The sequence below is a fragment of the Ferrimonas sp. genome (assembly GCF_048263965.1).
Lineage (GTDB): Bacteria > Pseudomonadota > Gammaproteobacteria > Enterobacterales > Shewanellaceae > Ferrimonas.
This window is the reverse complement of sequence record NZ_JBLXDO010000017.1, coordinates 34,499-54,623: the sequence shown is the minus strand read 5'-3', so window position 1 is coordinate 54,623 and position 20,125 is coordinate 34,499. Positions and strand designations below refer to the sequence as shown.

18 protein-coding genes and 1 pseudogene are annotated in these 20,125 nt (G+C 56.9%); 7 read left to right on the top strand and 12 right to left on the bottom strand.

Going from position 1 to position 20,125, the window contains the following annotated elements; genetic code table 11:
* Positions 1-14: 14 nt before the first annotated feature.
* A pseudogene (locus ACN0RV_RS14490) lies at positions 15-587 on the top strand (chromate transporter); the annotation flags it as partial.
* 17 nt (positions 588-604) lie between these two features.
* Here the strand turns inward: ACN0RV_RS14490 and ACN0RV_RS14485 are convergent.
* Together ACN0RV_RS14485 and ACN0RV_RS14480 are read right to left on the bottom strand one after the other, a co-directional pair.
* On the bottom strand, positions 605-817 hold the full coding sequence (locus tag ACN0RV_RS14485; protein ID WP_417348596.1) for a hypothetical protein: 213 nt from the start codon (positions 815-817) through the stop codon (positions 605-607).
* Between the two features lie 69 nt (positions 818-886).
* Positions 887-2,803, bottom strand: coding sequence for a diguanylate cyclase (locus ACN0RV_RS14480; RefSeq protein ID WP_417348595.1), 1,917 nt, complete (start codon positions 2,801-2,803; stop codon positions 887-889).
* Positions 2,804-3,139: 336 nt separating this feature from the next.
* On the opposite strand from ACN0RV_RS14480, the gene ACN0RV_RS14475 reads away from it, so the two are divergent.
* Both ACN0RV_RS14475 and ACN0RV_RS14470 read left to right on the top strand, forming a co-directional pair.
* On the top strand, positions 3,140-4,885 hold the full coding sequence (locus ACN0RV_RS14475) for a DEAD/DEAH box helicase (RefSeq protein WP_417348593.1): 1,746 nt from the start codon (positions 3,140-3,142) through the stop codon (positions 4,883-4,885).
* Positions 4,886-5,013: 128 nt separating this feature from the next.
* Positions 5,014-5,277 (top strand): GrxA family glutaredoxin, encoded by a 264-nt coding sequence (locus tag ACN0RV_RS14470; RefSeq protein WP_028108208.1) that lies wholly within the window; start codon positions 5,014-5,016, stop codon positions 5,275-5,277.
* 107 nt (positions 5,278-5,384) lie between these two features.
* Here the strand turns inward: ACN0RV_RS14470 and ACN0RV_RS14465 are convergent, their stop codons facing one another.
* The 5 genes from ACN0RV_RS14465 to ACN0RV_RS14445 all read right to left on the bottom strand — a co-directional run bounded on the left by ACN0RV_RS14465 (position 5,385) and on the right by ACN0RV_RS14445 (position 10,388).
* Complete coding sequence (locus tag ACN0RV_RS14465) at positions 5,385-6,125, bottom strand: hypothetical protein (protein ID WP_417348592.1); 741 nt, start codon at positions 6,123-6,125, stop codon at positions 5,385-5,387.
* A 75-nt stretch (positions 6,126-6,200) separates the two neighbouring features.
* Positions 6,201-6,617 carry a hypothetical protein gene (locus ACN0RV_RS14460; protein ID WP_417348591.1) on the bottom strand — a complete coding sequence of 139 codons (417 nt, stop codon included), beginning with the start codon at positions 6,615-6,617 and terminating at the stop codon, positions 6,201-6,203.
* Positions 6,614-8,812 carry an aldehyde ferredoxin oxidoreductase N-terminal domain-containing protein gene (locus tag ACN0RV_RS14455; RefSeq protein WP_417348589.1) on the bottom strand — a complete coding sequence of 733 codons (2,199 nt, stop codon included), beginning with the start codon at positions 8,810-8,812 and terminating at the stop codon, positions 6,614-6,616. Before ACN0RV_RS14455 ends, ACN0RV_RS14460 begins: the two co-directional genes overlap by 4 nt.
* A gap of 5 nt (positions 8,813-8,817) precedes the next feature.
* Positions 8,818-9,507, bottom strand: coding sequence for a 4Fe-4S dicluster domain-containing protein (locus tag ACN0RV_RS14450; protein WP_417348587.1), 690 nt, complete (start codon positions 9,505-9,507; stop codon positions 8,818-8,820).
* Positions 9,504-10,388: a cytochrome b/b6 domain-containing protein gene (locus ACN0RV_RS14445; protein ID WP_417348585.1), complete on the bottom strand. Its 885-nt coding sequence runs from the start codon at positions 10,386-10,388 to the stop codon at positions 9,504-9,506. Before ACN0RV_RS14445 ends, ACN0RV_RS14450 begins: the two co-directional genes overlap by 4 nt.
* 449 nt (positions 10,389-10,837) lie before the next feature.
* Between ACN0RV_RS14445 and ACN0RV_RS14440 the strand changes: the two genes are divergently transcribed.
* From ACN0RV_RS14440 to ACN0RV_RS14425, 4 genes are all read left to right on the top strand, one after another.
* Positions 10,838-11,773, top strand: coding sequence for a LysR family transcriptional regulator (locus ACN0RV_RS14440; protein WP_417348584.1), 936 nt, complete (start codon positions 10,838-10,840; stop codon positions 11,771-11,773).
* Positions 11,774-11,857: 84 nt separating this feature from the next.
* Positions 11,858-12,229, top strand: coding sequence for a nuclear transport factor 2 family protein (locus ACN0RV_RS14435; protein ID WP_417348583.1), 372 nt, complete (start codon positions 11,858-11,860; stop codon positions 12,227-12,229).
* A gap of 80 nt (positions 12,230-12,309) precedes the next feature.
* Entirely contained in the window at positions 12,310-12,735 is a 426-nt protein-coding gene (locus tag ACN0RV_RS14430) for a GNAT family N-acetyltransferase (RefSeq protein WP_417348581.1), read from the top strand.
* A gap of 209 nt (positions 12,736-12,944) precedes the next feature.
* Positions 12,945-15,428: an EAL domain-containing protein gene (locus ACN0RV_RS14425; RefSeq protein WP_417348579.1), complete on the top strand. Its 2,484-nt coding sequence runs from the start codon at positions 12,945-12,947 to the stop codon at positions 15,426-15,428.
* Positions 15,429-15,478: 50 nt separating this feature from the next.
* Here the strand turns inward: ACN0RV_RS14425 and ACN0RV_RS14420 are convergent, their stop codons facing one another.
* From ACN0RV_RS14420 to ACN0RV_RS14400, 5 genes are all read right to left on the bottom strand, one after another.
* Complete coding sequence (locus ACN0RV_RS14420; protein WP_417348577.1) at positions 15,479-15,838, bottom strand: DUF4870 family protein; 360 nt, start codon at positions 15,836-15,838, stop codon at positions 15,479-15,481.
* Positions 15,839-15,847: 9 nt separating this feature from the next.
* Entirely contained in the window at positions 15,848-16,519 is a 672-nt protein-coding gene (locus tag ACN0RV_RS14415; RefSeq protein ID WP_417348575.1) for a sterol desaturase family protein, read from the bottom strand.
* A gap of 81 nt (positions 16,520-16,600) precedes the next feature.
* Positions 16,601-16,939, bottom strand: a complete 339-nt coding sequence (locus ACN0RV_RS14410; RefSeq protein WP_417348573.1) for an antibiotic biosynthesis monooxygenase family protein — start codon at positions 16,937-16,939, stop codon at positions 16,601-16,603.
* A gap of 35 nt (positions 16,940-16,974) precedes the next feature.
* Entirely contained in the window at positions 16,975-18,192 is a 1,218-nt protein-coding gene (gene pepT, locus ACN0RV_RS14405; protein ID WP_417348571.1) for a peptidase T, read from the bottom strand.
* Positions 18,193-18,306: 114 nt separating this feature from the next.
* Entirely contained in the window at positions 18,307-20,055 is a 1,749-nt protein-coding gene (locus ACN0RV_RS14400; protein ID WP_417348569.1) for an ABC transporter transmembrane domain-containing protein, read from the bottom strand.
* Between the last annotated feature and the right edge of the window lie 70 nt (positions 20,056-20,125).

Genomic DNA, 20,125 nt, shown 5'->3' with positions numbered 1-20,125 from the left:
GATATTTTAAAACATTTTTGATGCTGGGATGCGTCAGCTTTGGCGGCCCTGCGGCCCACATTGGTTACTTTCGCCGCGCCTTGGTACAGCAGAGAGGCTGGGTAAGCGACGAGGAGTTTGCCCGGCTTATCGCCCTCACCCAGTTCCTGCCAGGCTCAGGCTCCAGCCAGTTGGGTTTTGCCCTGGGGCACAAACGTGGCGGCCTCGGCGGCGCCATTGCCGCCTTCATCGGCTTTACCCTGCCCTCGGTGATCCTGATGATACTTCTGGCCTCGTTCAGCCTCAGTTACCTCCATCAGGCGTGGGCTCAGGGGATCATCCACGGGCTCAAACTGCTGGCAGTGGTGGTGGTGGCCGACGCGGTACTGGGGATGTTTACCAGCTTCTGCCGGGGGGCATTGCACCGCTGGCTCTGCATCCTCAGCGCCAGTACCCTGCTGCTGTTTCCCTCGCTGATCACCCAGATAGGGCTGCTGCTGGTCGCCGCACTCATAGGGCGACTGATCACCCCCGGCAGCGACATCCGTCCCGGGCCCATGACTGTGCAGTGGTTGCCCTGGTGGCCGGGTTTGCCCTGGTGGGCCTGACAGGGGCGCTGAGCTGATCAGGCCTGATCGGGCTGGGGGTAGATGCGGCACTTTCTGCAGGGCGCAGGCTTATAGCCCAGGGTGTACTGACACCTGGGGCAAGGCCTGTCCCGCTTGCTCGCCTTGTCAGGCACTACCACCACAGGGGTCGGCTGGGGTTTGGGCCTGAACTTTAAAAATAGGATCACCAACGCCGCCACAGCGACGATGCCGATAATCAGATTGGTCACATCTGCCTCCCGAGAAAAAACCGCTTCACCTTAGCGGTTTAGTCCCAGGAAGTCTGTGAGATAGGACACTTATCCCAGAGTCTGAGAATCCTCTTCAAACTGTCCCTGGGAACGGGTCACCCTGTTGCGCCCTCCGTGCTTGGAGCGGTAAAGCGCCGCATCCACGCGGCTGATCAGCTGATTGAGTTTCTCTCCCGGCCTCGCCTGGGCGACGCCCAGACTCACGGTCACGCTACGCCCTACGGGCTGGGGAAGCTCGGCAACCTTAACCCTGAGTTTTTCGGCCAGCTGAGCCGCTCCAGACTCCTCGGTGCCAGAGCAGATCACCAGAAACTCCTCGCCGCCCCAGCGCCCCAGATGATCCACCTTACGCAGATTATCCTTAAGGCACTGGGCCACCTGAGACAGTACCGCATCGCCTGCCTGGTGCCCCTCGGTGTCGTTGATCGCCTTAAACCTGTCCAGATCCAGCAGGATCACCGAGAAGAACTGACGATACCTCAGGTAACGCTCCATCTCCTCCTCCAGCAGTTGATCCAGGCGACGACGGTTGGCCACATTGGTGAGGTCATCGGTGACCGACATCTTCTCCAGGGCCTTGCGATCGGTCACATCCACAGACACCTCGGTGTAACCGGCCACCTCCCCCTCCTTATCCAGATCCGGGGTGATCACCGTATTAACCCAGTAGGTCTCTCCCTGTCGGCTGAGCTGCATCAGTTCACCGCGCCAGCTGCTACCCCGGCTGACCACAGAGTGGATCTCGTCATACAGGCTCTGGGGGGCGTCAGGGTGGCGAAGCCGTTCATGGGTTCGCCCAAGCAGCTCCCAGGGTTTGTAGCCGGAGACCTGGCACAGGGCTCCGCTCACATGGGTAATGCGCCCCTCGTGGTCTGTACTGCTGGAGATCACGTGGGTATCCAGGGTTTCTCTGCTGCTGCGCAGTTTTGCCAGGGCATCCTGCAGCCGCTGCTGCAACCCCGCCGGAATCACCGCCGCCAGCCAGGCCAGGGGGAATGAGAGAAGAATCACGCTGGCTGCGATCAGCATTGCCGCCAGGGTATTGGCGTGCATCAGCTCGCTGAGGGCGTCCTCTCTGGGGACCACCACCAGCTCCAGTGACTCCCCGTTCTGAATCAGAGAATTGATGCTGAACCGGTACAGCCCTTCGGCGCTCTCCCAGCGTTCCGGGAGCAGCTCCCTGATGGAGGGCCTGTTGTCCAGGTACCGGCTCCAGGAGAGCTTGGGGTTGGGGTTGACCAGCACCTCACCATCCCCATCCACCAGGTACAGATCAAACTCCGGAGCCCGGCTCAGGGAGTCCAGGGTCGCCTGAGCCTCGGTATTGAGAATGACGATGCCAGCAAAGTAATTGCCCAGGTAGACCGGTGTGGCCACCCTCAGGGTCGGGCGGATGGGGCGCTCAAGCTGTCCACGCTCACGATTCAGATCCAGCCGGGAGTGCCAGAACTGCTGGGCAGCCAGATCCTGAGTCTCTTTAAAGTAGTATCTGTGGCTTTTGTCCTGCAGTAGGGCGTCAGTCACCACCTGAGGCTCACCGCCCCCCCGGGCCCGGTCCACCCGCACCCGCTCCATGCCGGAACGATCGAGGTAACGCACCTGCATCAGCTCCCCGTGAGAACGAGCCACCAGGCTGAACAGGTACTGCAACGCCTCCAGGCGTTCCGGTGTAGGGGCCACCAGATACTCGGTCATCAACGGGTTTTCAGCCAGGGCAAGAACCAGTCCGTTCAGCTCCTGAACACGCCCCTGCAGCATCTCCAGCTTCTGTTCCCTAAGCTGATTGTACCTCTGGTGAATGGAGGCCTCGATGCTGGTGGACTGCATGCGATAATGGATAAAGGAGGAGAGCAGGGCGACCGCAGCCCCGAAGAGAATAAAGCAGGCGGATAACAGCAGGTAGCTGTGCCGCTTTGTCAGTGAGTCTGCACCCAACCAGCGGTTCAGCCATTGAAACTTTTGCACAGATGCCGCCCCCCCGGAATAAAATCGCTTACCCCATGCTAATGAAAAATCGTGATCCACCAAGCAAAAAGTCCGGGGCACCACACAAGCCCACAACAAACAATGTAAGCCAGCCCTCAAATTAATGTAATTATCCCACTTCCCTTGGCCGGCATTTGACCAATGCGGTCACATTTTGAGAGCCATAGCATCATAGGGCAACCAAAACCGTGAGCGAACCACTTTCGAACGCAACTCACTAAAAGTGCGATCTCACTCCAGTTAACCCATAAGTGGGTCAATTTACGGATCCCCCATCCAGAAGTCGGCTTGAGCACAGGCCGTCACCGGGCTAGGATGCCCATACTCTCAGCCATTACTATCCCCATGCAGCTTCGTCCCTATCAACAGGATGCGGTCAAGGCCGTCGTCCAACACTTCAGGCAACACCCATCCCCTGCCCTGCTGGCTCTGCCCACTGGCGCGGGAAAAAGCGTCATCATCGCCGAACTGGCCCGACTGGCCAAAGGAAGAGTGCTGGTGCTCACCCATGTTCAGGAACTGGTGGAACAGAACCACAGTAAGCTCGCCGCCATGGGACATCAGGCAGACATCTACTCCGCCGGTCTGGGCCAGAAGCAGGCCAGCGGCAAGGTGGTGTTCGCCTCCATCCAGTCCCTGGCCGCTTCAGATCAGGCGATGGACCAATCCTTCTCCATGGCGATCATCGACGAGTGTCACCGGGTCAGCCTCAAGGGAGAAAGCCAGTACAGCCGGGTGATTCAGGCTCTGCAGAAGGCCAACCCGAAGGTAAAACTCCTTGGGCTGACCGCGACCCCCTATCGGCTCGACGGCGGCTGGGTCTATCAGAAGCACATCAATGGCACCCTGAGAAGCACAGAGCCCAAGCCTTTCGAAACCTGTGTGTTCGAGCTGCCCATCGGCCAATTGATCAAGCAGGGCTACCTGACGCCCGCCCGGGTCATCGACGGCGCCGTGGCGTCCCTGTTACTGCCTGCCGACGACGCACAGGCAGACACCATGCTGATCAACCAGGGGCGCGCCACCTCGTTGATCTGCGACCAGCTCAGTAAGCTGGGGAAACACCACCAGGGGGTGCTGGTGTTTGCCGCCACGGTGCGTCATGGCCAGGAGGTGGTATCGAAACTGCCCCAAGGAGAATCAGCCCTGATCACCGGGGAGACGCCGGCGTCTCAGCGGGAGACCATCATTCAGGCTTTCAAGGCCCGAAAGCTCAAGTATCTGGTGAATGTGTCTGTGCTGACCACAGGATTTGATGCCCCCCATATCGATCTCATCGCCATCTTGCGCCGTACCGACTCCGTGGCCCTCTATCAGCAGATGGTGGGGCGGGGTCTGCGTCTCGCCGAGGGCAAGGAGGAGTGCCTGGTACTGGACTTCGCCGGCAATGGCTACTCGCTGTTCTCCCCTGAAGTGGGCGAGCCCAAGCCAAAAGCCGATGCCCAGGTGGCCATAGTGCCCTGCCCCAAGTGCGGCCACAAAAACCACTTCTGGGGCAAACACGATGAAAATGGCCTGCTATTGGAGCATTACGGGCGCCGGTGCCAAGGGCTGGATGAGGAACAGCAGCAGTGTGATTTTCGGTTCCGCTTCAAGGAGTGTCCCGACTGCATGGCAGAGAACGACATCGCTGCCCGCCACTGCCAGGCCTGTGACAAGGCCCTGGTGGACCCGGACAAACGCCTTAAAGAGGTGCTTAAACTCAAGGATTACCTGGTGCTGCGCTGCGCAGGCCTCTCCCTGACCCCCCACACCCTGAAATCCGGCCAGGCGGGCATCAAAATCACCTGGCATGACGAAGATGGTGTGGAGGTGCATCAGATCTTTGGCTTTACCACCGCGGGTCAGAAAGGCGCTTTCTACCATCACTTCGCCCGAATGCACCTAAAGTCCCCAGGCACCCCTTTGCGGCTGCCTGATGCCGAAGCCGTCGTCGCCGCCGCCCCCCTGTTCCGCCACCCGGATTTCGTCATTGCCCGCAAAGAGAAGTATGGCTGGAAGGTGATCGAAACCCTGTTTGATTACCAGGGGCGATACAGAAAAGCCGATAGTGCCTATTAGGCATACCGATTAACATAATATAAACACTTATAATATAAAGAAAAATATCCTTAGGCTGAGATCCTGCCCCATTTAGAAGAATCCGACGTCTGTGGTATAAATACTCCATCGTTTTAAAGGAGAGTCCCATGTTTGTAGTTATCTTTGGCCGTCCCGGCTGCCCATACTGTGTTCGCGCCAAGCAGATCGCCGAGACCCTGACCGAATCCCGTGAGGACTTTAAGTTCCGCTACGTGGATATGCATGCCGAAGGGATCAGCAAGCAGGATCTGGAAAAGACCGTGGGCGCCCCCGTTGCAACCGTCCCTCAAATCTTCATCGATCAGGAACACGTGGGCGGCTGCACCGAGTTCGAAGCCTTCGCCAAGGAAAACCTGGGCCTGTACGCTTAACCACGGCTCCCCTTCGGCTGTGGAAGCCTTTAATTTCCACAGCCGAGGATTAAATGATTTATTGATACCCCTCTTCGTCGCAGGGGGGGTTACCACTCAGGCTAGGACTAAAACTTTAACTCCACCCCAAAACTGAATTTCGCATCATCGTTATTATCGGATCCGGAAGGAGCAAAACTTCCAAACACCTCGGTGCGTGAATACTGCCCCTTGAAATATACGAATGCGGGCTTGCCTAAGATGCTGCTATTCATTCCCTGGGTCCAACACACATCATACATCTCGATCTCCACCCCAGAAAATGATCGACCACCGAACATCTCAATAAAGGTAAAGTGGGTTTCATTCCAAGGATGGAGAATATACAGATTTAAACTATAAAGCTGACTATGATTACCTCCACCAAACTCGTCCGGCACTAAAGAGCGAATTGGGTTGCTTTTGTTAAAATCAAGATAGCTGTAGTTCAGGCTTGGGAAGAATTGTGTTTTATCATTATTGGCATCAATGGGAAGTATATAGCCGACAGTACTCATCAAAGAGGTATCATCGGTATAGATGAAATCGCCGTACAAGCCACCAAAGCGGCTGTCGAAGTTGGCAAAACGGAAGCGGCCGTCGCTCGAGTCTATCTTGTACTCTGCCAGGAAGACGAACTGATTGTCGCTTCCCTCGTACCAGTTGATACTGCCCCCTCCCAAAAGGAATTTCAACTCTCCCTTCTCATCAACCTCAGCCCCCACCTTGGAGGTCGAGTTGCGCGGATCCTTGCTGTGAAGTTCTTTTGAAGAAACCCCAGTAGAAACAAAGAAAATAAATATCAAGGCAATATTAATTATTTTATACATTTTGACTAATCTCTAGTTTCATCCACAGATGGGTAAGTAACCCTGAAGTCAGGGTTACTTACCAATTAATATCTATCAGATATGATTTGCGTAGTTTTTATACAGGGTGAAAGTTGGGTTAACCACCTGCCTGGATTCTTTCTCAGGCACGGGGATATTCATGGCAGAGGCATATTGGCGAAGCCTTATATCCAATTTGCGATACACTTTTACACAATGTTCAAAAAACGTGCCCTTGTCAGAATCATAGTGAACTGCATCAGCCAATTCTGTATCTCCTACGATATCCGACAGCCATCGCTCAAGCTCATTAAAATCCACCCCGGGAACCGATTTACTATTTGGTTCAAACAAGATGTACAACGATTCGACTGAATTCACTATCATCGGGGCCATCCCCCTTGGGCGAACTATAATGGCGGCCATCATCGCCTCTTCAAACTTAACTTGACGCAAATAATGTTTAGCCTGGGCTCCTGTAACAGGGTTCATTGAACACCTCCCTCCCGACCCAGCTTGCCAGCCTGGGCGAGGCGGTCCGCCACAAACCCCATATCCAGCTGCTCCAGCGTCGCCCGGGTCGGCCAGCCGGTATTCAGATCCCAACCCTCAAGCCGATAATAATGATCCTTCCAATGCTCCACCCCCTGGCGATCCAATTGGCGTCCTACCGTGTCTCTGAAAGCCCACTGACCATCGTCATTGGTTGACGGCCAGCAGTAACTGCCAAGCTTAGAGTGATCATATTTCTTGTCGTAGATGTAGTCTTCGAATTTCACCAGGTCGCGATGCCGCCCCTGCAGGGTCCATATGGCGTTGTCGAGGTTGTAAACCTGACGCCCTCGGCGAATTCCCTCCTCGAAGGTAATCGCCTCACCGGTAACAGCCCTCCAGTACACCTGCTCACCCACTTCGGAATCGGCAGTCGCCCCCCTGAAATCGGGACGATTCAGGTTGCAGCAGTCAGGCCAGCGGAAATCACACATCAACAACGAGTTCTTGTAAAAGCGGTTGTAGTGCATCTGCCACTGCACCGCCCTGGCAATATTCTCCGAGTACATATTCTTCTCTGAAAAATCCAGTGCCAGGGGCAGATCATGGGCATAGGGAATCATCTTCTCGGTGTAGCACCTGGCCATGGTTTCCGCATCGACCGGATGCTCGATGCCCGCGGCGATCTCATAATTGACGTTCCAGAAGATCCAGTTATAGCCGTGGTCGTTGATGTCGCGGCTGTCCATCAGGGTGGCGTAACCCCAGGTCAACTCCGCCCGCGGGTCATAACCATGCTCGGGAATGCCCCAGTAGGGGTATTGCAGAATCTTTCCCTCTTTCAGGTCCTGCTCCCGTCCAACGGCCCTGGCGGCCTCGACAAACCCCTCAGCCAGCAGCTCCCCAATATCGGTCTTGAAGGCGATGGCTTCGCAAAACGCCCTGCAGAACTCCATGGTGCCAAACTTGTGCCAGGGCAAATTGGAGTTGATCGGCTTGTCGGGACCGATCACCCCGTACTGGGCCAGAGTTCCCAACCATAGACACCCGTCCGTCAGCGGGTAGGAGTTGATGCCCAGCCGCTGAATGGTTTCCGCCGCATACATCATGGTCTCGGTGATATCTTTACGGTCATCGAACAGGGTCATCTTCAGTGCCGCCTCGCCACGAGCAGCCAGGAGCGCGGGCGCCAAGTACCACACCGTCGTCTGGCAGTGGGACTCGTTGCCATAGCCATCTCGACGCTGCTTACACCCATTGATGCAGCCGTGACAGCCGATGCTGCGGTGGTTGCTGTTTATTGGAGCAAACAGGAGCGCTCGCGAGGCGCTGCCCAAAGCGTGGGCCCCCACCTCTGTATTGAGATGGACATTGGCCGCATCGGGATTGCTGGGCGTCCCAAGGACGGTGACATTATCCGCGTCGTTGGCATAGAGTTCCCGGGTCTTGAAACGGGCATTGACCAATGCCAAGGGGTCGGCAATATCGACGCTTCCGGTGCCAATGACACTGATCGCCTTAAGGTTCTTTGAGCCCAATACCGCACCAAAACCACACTGCCCGGAACCGTGGCCAGCGCCGTGAACCAGGGAAGCCAACACCGATTGGTTCTCTCCCGCCGGGCCAATGGAGACGACGGCCGCCTTCTGAGTGGTTCGGCCGATCTCGTTGTTATCGAGCTGCGCATTCCAGCCAGCGGTGGCCTCGACATTGGCCACCTCCTGCTGGATGATCCTCTGGGTGTCGTAGGTGTCCTTTCCCCACACCCCGGCGGCATCGCGGATAACCACCTTGTCATTGCGGATATCCAGATACACCGGATAGGGAGCCGCACCGGTCACCGTCACCGCATCCCAGCCGGCGTGTTTCAGCATGGCGCTGAACTGGCCGCCGAAGTTTGAGCGGGTAAACCAGTTCTTGGGTTTCAGGCCGGTGCCTATGCCGGTCACTTCGCAGCGCCCTCCGGCAGAGGGCACATTAGTTCCGGAGAAGGGTGATGCGGCCAGTGTCACCACATTACGCGGGTCTCGCCCATCGGAGATCGACTCCACCTCCTGGCACAGATCCCAAAACAGCGCGGCCCCTAAGCCATGACCACCGCCCCAGCGTTGATACTTGGCGGTCGGGATAACCGAAGTGGTCAGATTGTTCAAATCGACATGCAGAATCTTTCCAGCAAAGCCTTTCATCTTCATTGCGCTTAATCCTCGATGGTCTTGCCGGTGAGAGCCCAGCTTTCATTACGTAGATTGACGACATAGGCGTCATCGGGAGCACTGGCCGGCGGCAGCTCGGTGACAAAGTCAATGGCCGCCACCGGGCACACCCGTTGACAAGCACGAACCCCCTCAGGCCCACCCTCCTCGCTCATAAAGGGGGTGTTAACGCAGAGATCGCATTTTTGGGCACTTCGGGTTTCCGCGTTCCACTGCACGCGCTTAGGGGTATAGGGGCAGGCCTCGATGCACTGCATACAACCGATGCACCGGTTCGGATCGATGTCTCGCACAAACCCGAACTCCTCATTGGCCGTGTTGGCGTTGACCGGGCAGGCGCCGACACAGGGGGCATCCTCACACTGATGACAGGTAGCCATCTGGATATCATCTGGGAAGGGGGTGAACGAATCTTGTTGAATCTGAATCCTGGCCAGCGACATTGAGGCCTTGCCATGATGGGTCAGTGAGCAGGTGGTCATGCAGGTGCCGCACCCCATGCATTTCTTCAAATCGACCACCAAGGCACCGCCGGCGCTCTTTATATAGATCTTTTCATCACGCAATACATAGGCGTTGCCGCTGAGTCCAATCAGCATACCAACACTGCCCAAGGCAGTGAGGAAATGGCGCCGGCCGCTGTCCATCCCGGAAGTCGTGTCCCTAGCTGTCATTGTTGTCTCTCCCTTTGCTGTTTCTGCTCCAGTTGCCGAAACCAAAGGCCATGGTGATGCCTGGCGTAATCCGCACTCACATATCCGGTAACCATCCCCGACAGGGTGTTCCAGGCCCAGGGGGCAATACCCCCCAGGAAAGCGTGTATCGGAATAAGCAGGAGCAAGAGCAGAGCCGCCCAATCATGGCCGAGGTTGACCACCTTGATAATCAGAAGGTCTAACTCCAAACCCCGGGCAACGATTTTGCCGCCCCCGGAGACAATAACCACAAAGGAAGCCCCGATAATCACCAGACCCGCCAAGCGCCCCGAGTGGTGGTACTTGGGGGCGGGAACCGCAGTTGGCGTTAACCCCATCATGTGGGCGTAGTGAAGCACCGATTTCTTAATCTCAACCCACAGCGGCTCGTCCGGAAGGTGACTGCGCAGACGGTCTGGGTCAACCAGTTGGTTGGCGGCCCACAGGCTACATCCGAACAGGAAATACAGGGCACCGATATAATGGAGGTTAAACATCAAAGCCGTGTCATCAGCACTCACCACCAGACGGGGAAACTCAAGAAAGCCCAGGCCGACACCAGTAGCAAGCAGAATCAAACACCCCATGGCTGTGGTCCAATGAGTCAGACGGGCAACACCATCGTGCCGAAGCACTCGGTTCCCCTTAATACGATCACCTGGCCTGGACAACTTTGCCGAGCAGATTAGGGCACAGGCGACTACAAACAGCAAAAAGTACGACAGGCTGTCAAAAAACAGGGGAGCATCACTTCCCTGACTGCCTCCGTAGGAGGACACTGCAACGGCAATGGCGCACAGTAACAGTACAATCCCCCCCGCCAGTAACCACCCAAAAAGGTTTTTTGGTTCCATATTCATATTGGCTCCACAATGAATTCAATTTAATTAACTATCGACTTCTGAAATACGTAATGCCGATGTGCCGAAGTATTTCTTAGAAGCAGAATCAAATCTGAATCAACGGAAGTTCAAATATGAACCCGTTCACTAAGCGTACGAGCAACCCTCCGAAGCAATAGAAAATAGCAACTCCGACAAACCAGAAACAACATCAGATTTGCTCAACAAACAAAAATGCGGACATATTTACCCACCTCGTAACAATTCAATCAGTTCTAATATCGTGCTCTAATGGATAAATGGTCTCTGAACCATGCCGAGCATTGACTTTTACCCGGGTGTAGTCGTCAACCTTCTCGATCCAACCAGCCCTTTTTGTGACCTGGGTCAATATCGCAAAGGTGAGCGTAAGATAGCCTCCTGTGAAGCAGGCGGCCTGAGTGCTTCAATTACAACGAGAACAAGAAATGACGAAGCTCGACTTAAACTTAGTAAGGTATCTATTGGCTGTAAACGAGTATCGGACGACACACGCCATTATCAGGCACCTTAGTGTGAGCCGTTCAACGCTTAATCGTAGCCTGGCACAACTACGTGGCCATTTTGGTAATGAACTATTTATCACGTCCAATGGACAATATATGCCAACAGCATTTGCCGTAAACCTTATTCAGGCAATCTCTCCACTTGTCAAAAGTTTAGATGATTGCATAAAACAATCGGCGGAGAGTTCCATAGAAAGAATGGAGGGCTGCCTTAAAGTTTACGCGCCACTCTACCTTACCGAGCATATTATGATTGGATTGATGAAAGAGCTAAAACAACATCAATGTAATCTTGGTTTCAGCTTCCATGCCTGGCCAACAGACAGCCTGCCAGATCTAAACCCTAGCGATTTTGCTGTCGGAATTAACTTTTTCCCTTTCGACATTGATAGTCGATTCATTCAGAGGCGACTCGGAAGCATTCACCTCGGCGTCTACCTTCGTGCCGATAACCCACTATCAGTCAACAAGGCGATTGAGATAAATGATCTGCAAAAAATGAACTTTGTTAGTCTTGACTCCGGAGCCAAAGTTCCGCATCTAGAAAAAGTGATTCTTGAAGAGCACGGCATTAAGCTGAGTTCGAACATAACCGTCGCTTCAATGCAGGCGGCACTGCGTTGCGCTGAACAATTGGATTATTCTGTCTTTTCAAGCAACGCCTACCCAGAACACAGCCAACATAATCTGGTTTGGCGACCGGTCACCTGTGAGGGAAGCCCGATCGATTTTCAGTATGGCTTCATATGCAACCGCTCCTGGTATCAGCACCCAGCCATGAAAACCCTGGAAGAACTACTTAAAAACAACTTCCAAGAAGCCATCAAAAACATACTGGACACCACCTCGATCAACTGAAGAGCGAGATAAGGGTAGTTTGCAGCATATATTACTTGGTGGTGTTATGCTTTTGTCATCAGGCCTGACTATCCGGAGGCGCTTATGCATCATCACACCCTGATTAACGCCCTCAAGGCCAGCCAGAACTGGATCAATCAGTTTAATCACGGCAATCTCGACTATTGTGTCGCCAGTTTCGCCGATGGCGCGTCTCTTGACGTTAAGCCCATGGGGCAGTTCACCGGCCAGGAGCAGATTCACACTTTCTGGCAGGGGATGCTGCAATCCGGAGCCAGTGATCTGGTTTACAAGAACACTCAGGTCACCCTTATCAGCGATGATGAGGTCCAGTTGTGTGGTCAATGGCAGATGAACATCGGCCGAGGAAAGATCCTCATGGAGCAGTGGTGCCGACAAGGGGATGGCCACTGGAAGTTGGCTTCAATGAAACTCGAATTTTCCGAGCAGTTCTAGGGTCTGATTTCGGCGGAACTTGCAACTACTCCAGGTGGACAGTAACTTAATCCCGTTACCCAGCCCAAGAGATCAATGACATGGACAGTTTACAGCTGACGCCGGTATCCCCGCCGGACCAGAGCGAAGTTCAGGCCCTGAAGCAGGGGCTGATTGGCTTCAACGACGCCGTTGCTGGCTCCATGCAACATGAAACCGTTGCCTGCTTCATTAAAGATGAAACGGGTAGAATCGTCGGTGGTATCGCCGGAGAGGTGAAACTGGGCTGGCTCCATGTGGATGGCATCTGGGTGGAAGAGGACAAGCGACGCTGCGGTGCCGGCACGCGTATGCTGAACCAACTGGAGGGCTACGCCCATGCCAAGGGGGCTCACGGCATCTTCATCAAGACCACCAACTACCTTGCTCTGGAGTTCTATCAGCAGCACAGCTATGAAGTGTTTGCCAAGCTGGAGGATATGCCCCCCGGCTACGTCAGCTTCTTTCTGAAAAAGGAGCTGAGCTGATCGCCGCTCACCGCCGTTGCGCCTGCCCCTAAACCGGGGCCCCGCCCTTGTACAGCTTCTCTCCCGGAACAAGCCTTGGTTCCCAATAGTCCGGCGAAATGAGATAATCCCAGCATAAAAATCAGCCTGACGCCCCAAAGCGTTAGGCAAGTCTTTATTATTGTTGGCATTATTTATTGTAGCCTGTTTGAGCCTAGGGGAGCATCTGAGTGGCAGTACTGAATCCAGAGTGGCTGGACACAAGCGTCTTTGCAGATCTGGGCCAGGACTGGCGCCCCTCCATGAGGCTGCTGGCCAACGCCGCTGACGCCAAAGGCGTCATCCTTCACGTGGATCAGGGCGCAGAGCCCATTTTGCTCTGTGACGCCAACGACTGCTCACCCGAACAACTGAAGCTGATCCTCACCCCAGTGGCCGAGCAACTTCGTGCCACCCTGAACTATACGTCGGACAAAAAAACCAGGGATCCCAGGCTGCATCTCCACGAGGTGTTCTGGCCCAACGGCGTGCTCTTCGGCCTCATCTGCCTCTATGGACCGACAGCGCTGAGTGACGATGCCAAGCTGCTCAAGGACAACCTCTGTGGACGAATGGAAAACGATCTGGCCAGGCATCTGAAACACCACACGGATGCTCAGGCTGGCGAGGACGCCGCCCTGAGAGGCATCACCCTCAATGATTTCATCAACAGCATTGAGGATCATGTCTGGATTAAGGATGCCAAAGGCATCTACGTTGCAGCCAACCAGAGTGTGGTCCGCGACTGGCAATGCTCTCCCCTTGGGCGAAACGACACCCAGCTGTTTGGGCCTGAGCGGGCCGCCGTGTTTGAAGCCGCCGACAACCAGGCAATTCGTCAGTGTCGACAGATGGTGGTGGAGGAGTGCGCCGACCCCGGCGATCCGGAGCAGCAGACCTGGCTGGAAACCATCAAGAGCCCCATTATCGACAAGCAGGGAGAGCTGCTGGGGGTCATCGGCATGACTCGAAACGTCACCCAGCGTCGGGTATTCCAGGAGCAGCTGACCCTGGCCGCCACGGTGTTTGCCAACTCTGCGGAAGGGGTGATGATCACCGATCATCGCGGCACCATCATCGAGGTCAATGACGCCTTTTGCCGCATCACCGGATACAGCCGAGAGGAGGCCCTGACCAACAACCCCAGGATCCTCAAGTCGGGCCGCCATGACCAGACATTCTACGAGTCGATGTGGCGAAGCATGCTGGCTCAGGGGCACTGGCACGGCGAGGTGTGGAATCGGCGTAAGGACGGCACCCTCTACCCACAGATGGCCACTCACTCGGCGGTATACGATGATGATGGCGGCATCCGCTACCTGGTCGCCCTCTTCTCCGACATCTCACTGCAGAAACAGACCGAAGAGCGCCTGGCCCACATGGCCTACCATGATCCTCTCACCGGTTTGCCGAACCGGGTGCGCATCCACAGCCAGTTGGACCAGGAGATCGCCCGTGCCACCAGGAACCAGAGTGAACTGGCGGTGGTGTTTATCGATGTGGACCACTTCAAGCTGATCAATGACAGTCGCGGCCATCTGGTGGGCGACGAGGTGCTGTGTGAAATAGCCCAGCGCCTCAAGAACCAGCTGCGAAGCTCGGATACCGTCGCACGGATTGGCGGAGATGAGTTTGTGATTCTGCTTCCTGAAGTGGGCGGGGCTCCTGCGGCCACCAATGTTGCCAGCGGCCTGATGAGCCTGTTCCAGCAACCTGTGGCTCTCAGCACAGGGGAGCAGCTGAAACTCACCGGCAGCATGGGCATCGCCCTTTACCCTCAGGATGGCAGCAGCAGGGACACCCTGCTTCGCAACGCCGATACCGCCATGTACCGGGCCAAACAGCAGGGTCGCAACAGCTTCGCCTTCTATACCCATACCCTGACCGAAGAGTCCATGGAGCACCTCAAGGTGCAAAGCGCCTTGCACTCCGCCCTGGAGCGAGAGGAGTTTTATCTGGTCTATCAGCCCCAGGTGGATCTCAACAGCGGTCAACTGGTGGGTCTGGAAGCCCTGCTTCGGTGGCAGTCTGAAGAGCTTGGACAGGTTTCCCCGTCGAGGTTCATTCCTGCTGCCGAGCGTATAGGCCTCATCGACGAAATCGGTCTGTGGGTACTGAAGCAGGCCTGTCACCAGGGCGCCAACTGGCTTGACCAGAGCCTGAACTTTGGCCGCATCGCCGTCAACATCGCCGGCCCCCAGCTGCTGAAAGACAACTTTGTCAGTGAGGTAAGCCAGGTGCTGATGGAGAGCGGCATGCCCGCTTCGGCACTGGAGCTGGAGGTGACAGAGAGTTTTATGATTCAGAATCCGGAGGAGTCGATCCGCCGTCTGGGTCAACTGAGGAGCATGGGGATCCACATCTCCATCGATGACTTTGGCACAGGCTACTCCTCCCTGAGCTACCTGAAACGGCTACCCCTCAACACCCTGAAGATTGACCGCAGCTTCGTCAGTGGTGTCCCTGGCGATCAGGACAGCCGGGGCATCGTAGAAGCGATCATCTCCATGGGCCACTCTCTCTCCCTGACGGTGATCGCCGAAGGGGTGGAGAACCAGGGCCAGGCAGGCTTCCTGTGTGACAGCGGCTGCCGCCTGGCACAGGGTTTCCTGTTCAGCCGCCCCCTGACCGCGGACAGGCTCACCGAGCTGCTGCTCAAAAAAATGACGCCCTGAGCTGGCGGCACCAGCTTTAAGCTTCCCTCCTGTCCTAACGACCTGTTGACCTAGTTCTGGAAGCTGCGATTGTCCATCAGGCGAATCAGCCCCTTTATCAATCGGTACAGGGTCCAGAGGCCCATGGCAAAGAGCACCAGCAACCCCAGCCCAAAGGGGATCAACGCCACCCCCAACAGGGCCAGCCCCAACCCCCACCAGAAGGTGGTCACCATATTCTGGTAGTGATCCTCGAAGCGGGTGCCCCGGGCGTCTGCCCGCTTGAGCATGGCCCAGATGGCCCCCACCAACCACAGAATCCCGGTAAAGGCGCCCGCCAGCATCAATCCATAGGCGATCAGCCCATGGGTCTTGGCACTGTCCTCTTTTTCAGTGAAGCCGCCCTGGGCGTGCAGGTCCGTTTCAGACATGAGTACTCCTTACTCTATTGGTGACGATGGCCCCCCGGGCTCGCGGGGAGAGTCTGTTCCCAGCAGCCAGTCAGTCAGCGGCCAGGTGATGTTAAAGTTGATGCGGTTCATCCATTTGGGGTGATGGTGCAGCCTGTGCCTCTCCCTCATGGCATCCAGCGCTCGGATTCGAAACAGCGGGTGATTGGCCGGAAGGTGCCAGGTGAAGTGACAGATTTCGTAGAGCAGATAGGCCGATACCGTGCCCATCAACCACAACCAGCCCAGGTTCTCCCCAAACAGCTGAGCCAGGCCCCACCCCAGAGCAGCGTTGGCCACAATCACCAACAGGATGAGATAAAGGGGAAACAGCACCACCCGCCAGTCACGGTGGCTTTGCCAGAGCATATCCAGATGGGTGAAAAACCTGTGATGATCACCGCTGTGACGCTGGTAGAACAGGGGCAACAGCCGGGTTCGGCGATGCCCCAGCCAGCGATGAGCCACATACTCGAGCAGGTTGCCGATGAGCAATGCCGCCAACACGGTCAGCCACTGCCAGGAAGAGGGAGATTGGAGCTGCACGGCGCTGTATCCCAGGACAGCAGCCCCAATGGCCAGCACGGCAGTGGCGTGAAGGTAGCCGGAATAGCCGGGCGCTATCCCCCGGCGATACTCTTGTTGAAACCCCTGTTGCGACATGCTGCCCTCCTCAGATTCTGGCCTCAAGCTAACGGCTGATCTGGCCTGAAGCAAACCGGGAGGGCTTAAAGCGACCTGATTTCAGGCCAGATGGTCAAAGTAGGCATCTATATGGCGGTGGTCACCGGCATGATCCCGCTCCACCAGAGCGGTGCGCACTCGATAGTGGCGAATCAGGGCCTTGGCTGCGGGATCCTGTGACAACTCCTGTTGCAGATGACGATGCCACTGCTGGACATCTTCACGGGTCAGCCAGAAAGAGAGGCTGAGCAGCTTGTGCTCATCCATCAGGCTTTGAAACCGCTCGATGGACACCAGCCCCCGGTGACCACTGATCATCACCAGCAACCGCTCCGCCAGGGCCGTAAACGCCTCCTTGCCGGATTGTGTGGGGTAGATCTCCAGTATCACCGCAATCATAGATGCTCCATGGCAGGGCCCGGCCCCGCTCTCGATCAGCGGGCCGCCGTCAGCTGACACAGCTTGACGATCACCGCCACTGCCTGCTCCATCCCCTCCAGGGTGATGAACTCATGCTTTCCGTGGAAGTTGTAGCCCCCAGTAAAGATATTAGGACAAGGCAGTCCTTTATAGGAAAGTACCGCCCCATCGGTTCCGCCGCGAATAGGCTTGATGTCCGGCTCAACACCGCACTCCAGCATCGCCTCCCTGGCCAGCTCAATGATGTGCGGATGAGGCTCCACCTGCTCCCTCATGTTGCGATAGCCATCGGTCCACTGCAGCTCGCAGGGCTTGCCCGACCGGGTGAAGGCATCGGCCTGAGCCTGCAGATAGACACGGCGACGGGCCAGGGAGTCGAGGCAGAAATCACGGACGATGTAGTGCAGGCTGGCCTCGGCGGTGCCCCCCTTGATCCCCACCAGGTGGTAGAACCCCTCATAGCCTTCGGTATGCTCCGGCGTCTCACTGCTGGGCATCTGCTGATGGAACCCGGTGGCCAGGGACAGGGCGTTGACCAGTTTGTTTTTGGCACTGCCGGGATGCACCGAGTTGCCGCTGAACACCAGGGTGGCGCTGGCGGCATTGAAGTTCTCATACTCCAGCTCACCCACAGGACCGCCATCTATGGTATAGGCCCACTGGGCACCAAACTTGGCCACATCGAACTCACTGGCCCCCAGACCAATCTCCTCATCCGGGGTAAAGCCGATGCGTATGGGTCCGTGCTCAATCTGCGGGTTGGCCTTGAGCACCATCATGGCGGTGATGATCTCGGCAATGCCCGCCTTGTTGTCCGCCCCCAGCAGGGTGGAACCGTCGGTGGTGATCAGGGTTTTACCCTTCAGGCTGTTCAGCGCCGGATACTGGGCCGGATCCAGCTTCTCCCCCTTGTCGCCCAGGGCCACCACACCACCATCGTAATCACGGATGATCTGCGGCCGTACATCCTTACCTGACGCATCCGGGGCGGTATCCATGTGAGCGATAAAGCCGATGGTCGGCAGCTCACGCTGGCTGTTGGCAGGCAGGGTGGCCATCACATAGCCGTTGTCATCCAGAGAGACGTCCGCAAACCCCAGGTTGGTGAGTTCATCAAACAGGGCACGAGCCAGCACCAGCTGTCCCGGAGTGCTGGGCAGGGTGCTGGACTCGGCGTCCGCCTGGGTATCAAAGGTTACGTAGTGAAGAAAGCGATCTAGCAGCTTGTCCATGGTGGCTCTCAGTAGCATTCAAAAGGAACCATTATGCCGCGCCGGGACGGTAGCTGACGGTGCGGTGGATCAAGCTGCCAACAAAATCTCGGGCAATCTGGGTCAGATACAGCCTCAACTCACCAGTTGCAGGTCCGCCAACTCCTTGTAGAGGGCGTTTCTGGCCACCAGCTCGCTGTGGGTACCCATGGCGATGATTCTCCCCTGCTCCATCACCACAATCCGGTCCGCATTGACCACGGTGGCCAGGCGGTGAGCGATGATCACCGTGGTCTTGCCCCGCATCAGCTCGTCCAGGGCCAGCTTCACCTGCTGTTCACTGGCGGCATCCAGGGCACTGGTGGCCTCATCCAGCAGCAGTACCGGCCGGTCCGCCAACAGGGCCCGGGCAATGGCGATGCGCTGCTTCTGACCGCCGGAGAGACGCACCCCGCGCTCCCCCAGGTTGGTGTCATACCCCTGAGGCAGAGCCTCGATAAACTCATGGGCCCGGGCCGCACGGCAGGCCTGCTTCACCTCCTCCAGGGAGGCACCGGGTCGACCGTAGCGCACATTTTCCAGCGCGCTGCTGGCAAAGATCACCGACTCCTGGGGCACCAGGGCGAACTGACGGCGAATCTCCAGAGGGTCCAGTGAAGTCAGGTCTGTCCCATCAAGCAGTACCCTACCCTGCTGTGGCAGATAGAACTGTTGCAACAGCTGAAACAGGGTGGACTTGCCGGCGCCACTGGGGCCCACCAGGGCCACCCGTTCACCGGGATTAAGGGTCAGATTCAGCTCTTCGAGGACCGCTTTGTCCGGGGCACTGGGGTAGGCAAAGAAAAGATTCTCCAGGATCAGCTCGCCACGCACAGGCGAAGGCAAGGCCAGAGGTGATTCCGGAGCCCGGATCTCTGGCTGGGTGCTGAGCAGCTCCAGCAGTCGTTCTGTCGCCCCCGCGGCGCGCTGCACCTCACCGATCACTTCAGACACCGTGGCCACCGCACCGGCCACCATCACCGCATAGAACAGGAAGGCGGTCAGTTCACCGGCACTCATGCCGCCACCGAGCACCTCCAGGGCCCCCAGCCAGGCGACCAGGGTGATGGCGCCGACACTGAGTCCCATCACCAGGGCGATCAACAGGCCACGGTGACGGATGCGATTGGCGGCGGCCTCGATCACCGCTTCCACTCGCTCGTTGAAGTTGCCCCTGTCCACCGCCTCGTGGGTATAGGATTGCACCGTATGGATCTCATGGAGGGTTTCATCCACGTAGGCGCCGATGTCCGCCACCCTGTCCTGGCTCGCCTTGGCGTATATTCTCACCTTGGCGCCCAGTACCCGAATGGGCACCAGCACCAGGGGCACGGCCACCGCGGTGTACAGGGTCATCATCGGGCTGGTCACCAGCATCATCAGCAGGCCCCCCACCAGGGTGACGCTGGAGCGCAGCGCCATGGAAAGGCTCATCCCCACCACGGTCTGAATCACCGTGGTGTCACTGGTAAAGCGGGAGATCACCTCCCCGGTGCGGGTGGACTCATAGAAACCTGGAGAGAGGGTCAACAGGTGGTTGTAGACAGTGCGGCGGATATCGGCGCTGACCCGCTCCCCCAGCCAGGACATCAGGTAGAAGCGACAAAACGCCGCTAGGGCCCCCAGCAGATTGATCCCCAGCACCACCAGCATAATCTGATTGAGACGTTGGCTGTTGTCCGACAGGAACCCCTCATCCACCAGCATCTTCACCCCCTGCCCCAAAGCCAGCCAGCTGAGGGAGCCCACCGCGAGCGCCACACAGGCGGCAATCACCCGCCCCCGATAGGGTTTAAGCAGTGACAAGATCCAGGGTACGACTGAGGTGAGGGGGGCGCGCTTCATCGACGGGTGAGTCTCCAAAAAAATCGGGTGACACAGAGTGTCACCCATCATAAACAAAAACGGTCCCGAA

Excerpts from the sequence above, each read along its gene's own strand:
- ACN0RV_RS14435 (WP_417348583.1), top strand. The coding sequence starts at position 11,858 with ATGCATCATCACACCCTGATTAACGCCCTCAAGGCCAGCCAGAACTGG.
- ACN0RV_RS14450 (WP_417348587.1), bottom strand. The coding sequence starts at position 9,507 with ATGACAGCTAGGGACACGACTTCCGGGATGGACAGCGGCCGGCGCCAT.
- ACN0RV_RS14410 (WP_417348573.1), bottom strand. The coding sequence starts at position 16,939 with ATGATTGCGGTGATACTGGAGATCTACCCCACACAATCCGGCAAGGAG.
- ACN0RV_RS14440 (WP_417348584.1), top strand. The coding sequence starts at position 10,838 with ATGACGAAGCTCGACTTAAACTTAGTAAGGTATCTATTGGCTGTAAAC.
- ACN0RV_RS14455 (WP_417348589.1), bottom strand. The coding sequence starts at position 8,812 with ATGAAGATGAAAGGCTTTGCTGGAAAGATTCTGCATGTCGATTTGAAC.
- pepT (WP_417348571.1), bottom strand. The coding sequence starts at position 18,192 with ATGGACAAGCTGCTAGATCGCTTTCTTCACTACGTAACCTTTGATACC.
- ACN0RV_RS14470 (WP_028108208.1), top strand. The coding sequence starts at position 5,014 with ATGTTTGTAGTTATCTTTGGCCGTCCCGGCTGCCCATACTGTGTTCGC.
- ACN0RV_RS14465 (WP_417348592.1), bottom strand. The coding sequence starts at position 6,125 with ATGTATAAAATAATTAATATTGCCTTGATATTTATTTTCTTTGTTTCT.
- ACN0RV_RS14460 (WP_417348591.1), bottom strand. The coding sequence starts at position 6,617 with ATGAACCCTGTTACAGGAGCCCAGGCTAAACATTATTTGCGTCAAGTT.
- ACN0RV_RS14415 (WP_417348575.1), bottom strand. The coding sequence starts at position 16,519 with ATGTCGCAACAGGGGTTTCAACAAGAGTATCGCCGGGGGATAGCGCCC.
- ACN0RV_RS14445 (WP_417348585.1), bottom strand. The coding sequence starts at position 10,388 with ATGAATATGGAACCAAAAAACCTTTTTGGGTGGTTACTGGCGGGGGGG.
- ACN0RV_RS14430 (WP_417348581.1), top strand. The coding sequence starts at position 12,310 with ATGGACAGTTTACAGCTGACGCCGGTATCCCCGCCGGACCAGAGCGAA.
- ACN0RV_RS14420 (WP_417348577.1), bottom strand. The coding sequence starts at position 15,838 with ATGTCTGAAACGGACCTGCACGCCCAGGGCGGCTTCACTGAAAAAGAG.
- ACN0RV_RS14400 (WP_417348569.1), bottom strand. The coding sequence starts at position 20,055 with ATGAAGCGCGCCCCCCTCACCTCAGTCGTACCCTGGATCTTGTCACTG.
- ACN0RV_RS14475 (WP_417348593.1), top strand. The coding sequence starts at position 3,140 with ATGCCCATACTCTCAGCCATTACTATCCCCATGCAGCTTCGTCCCTAT.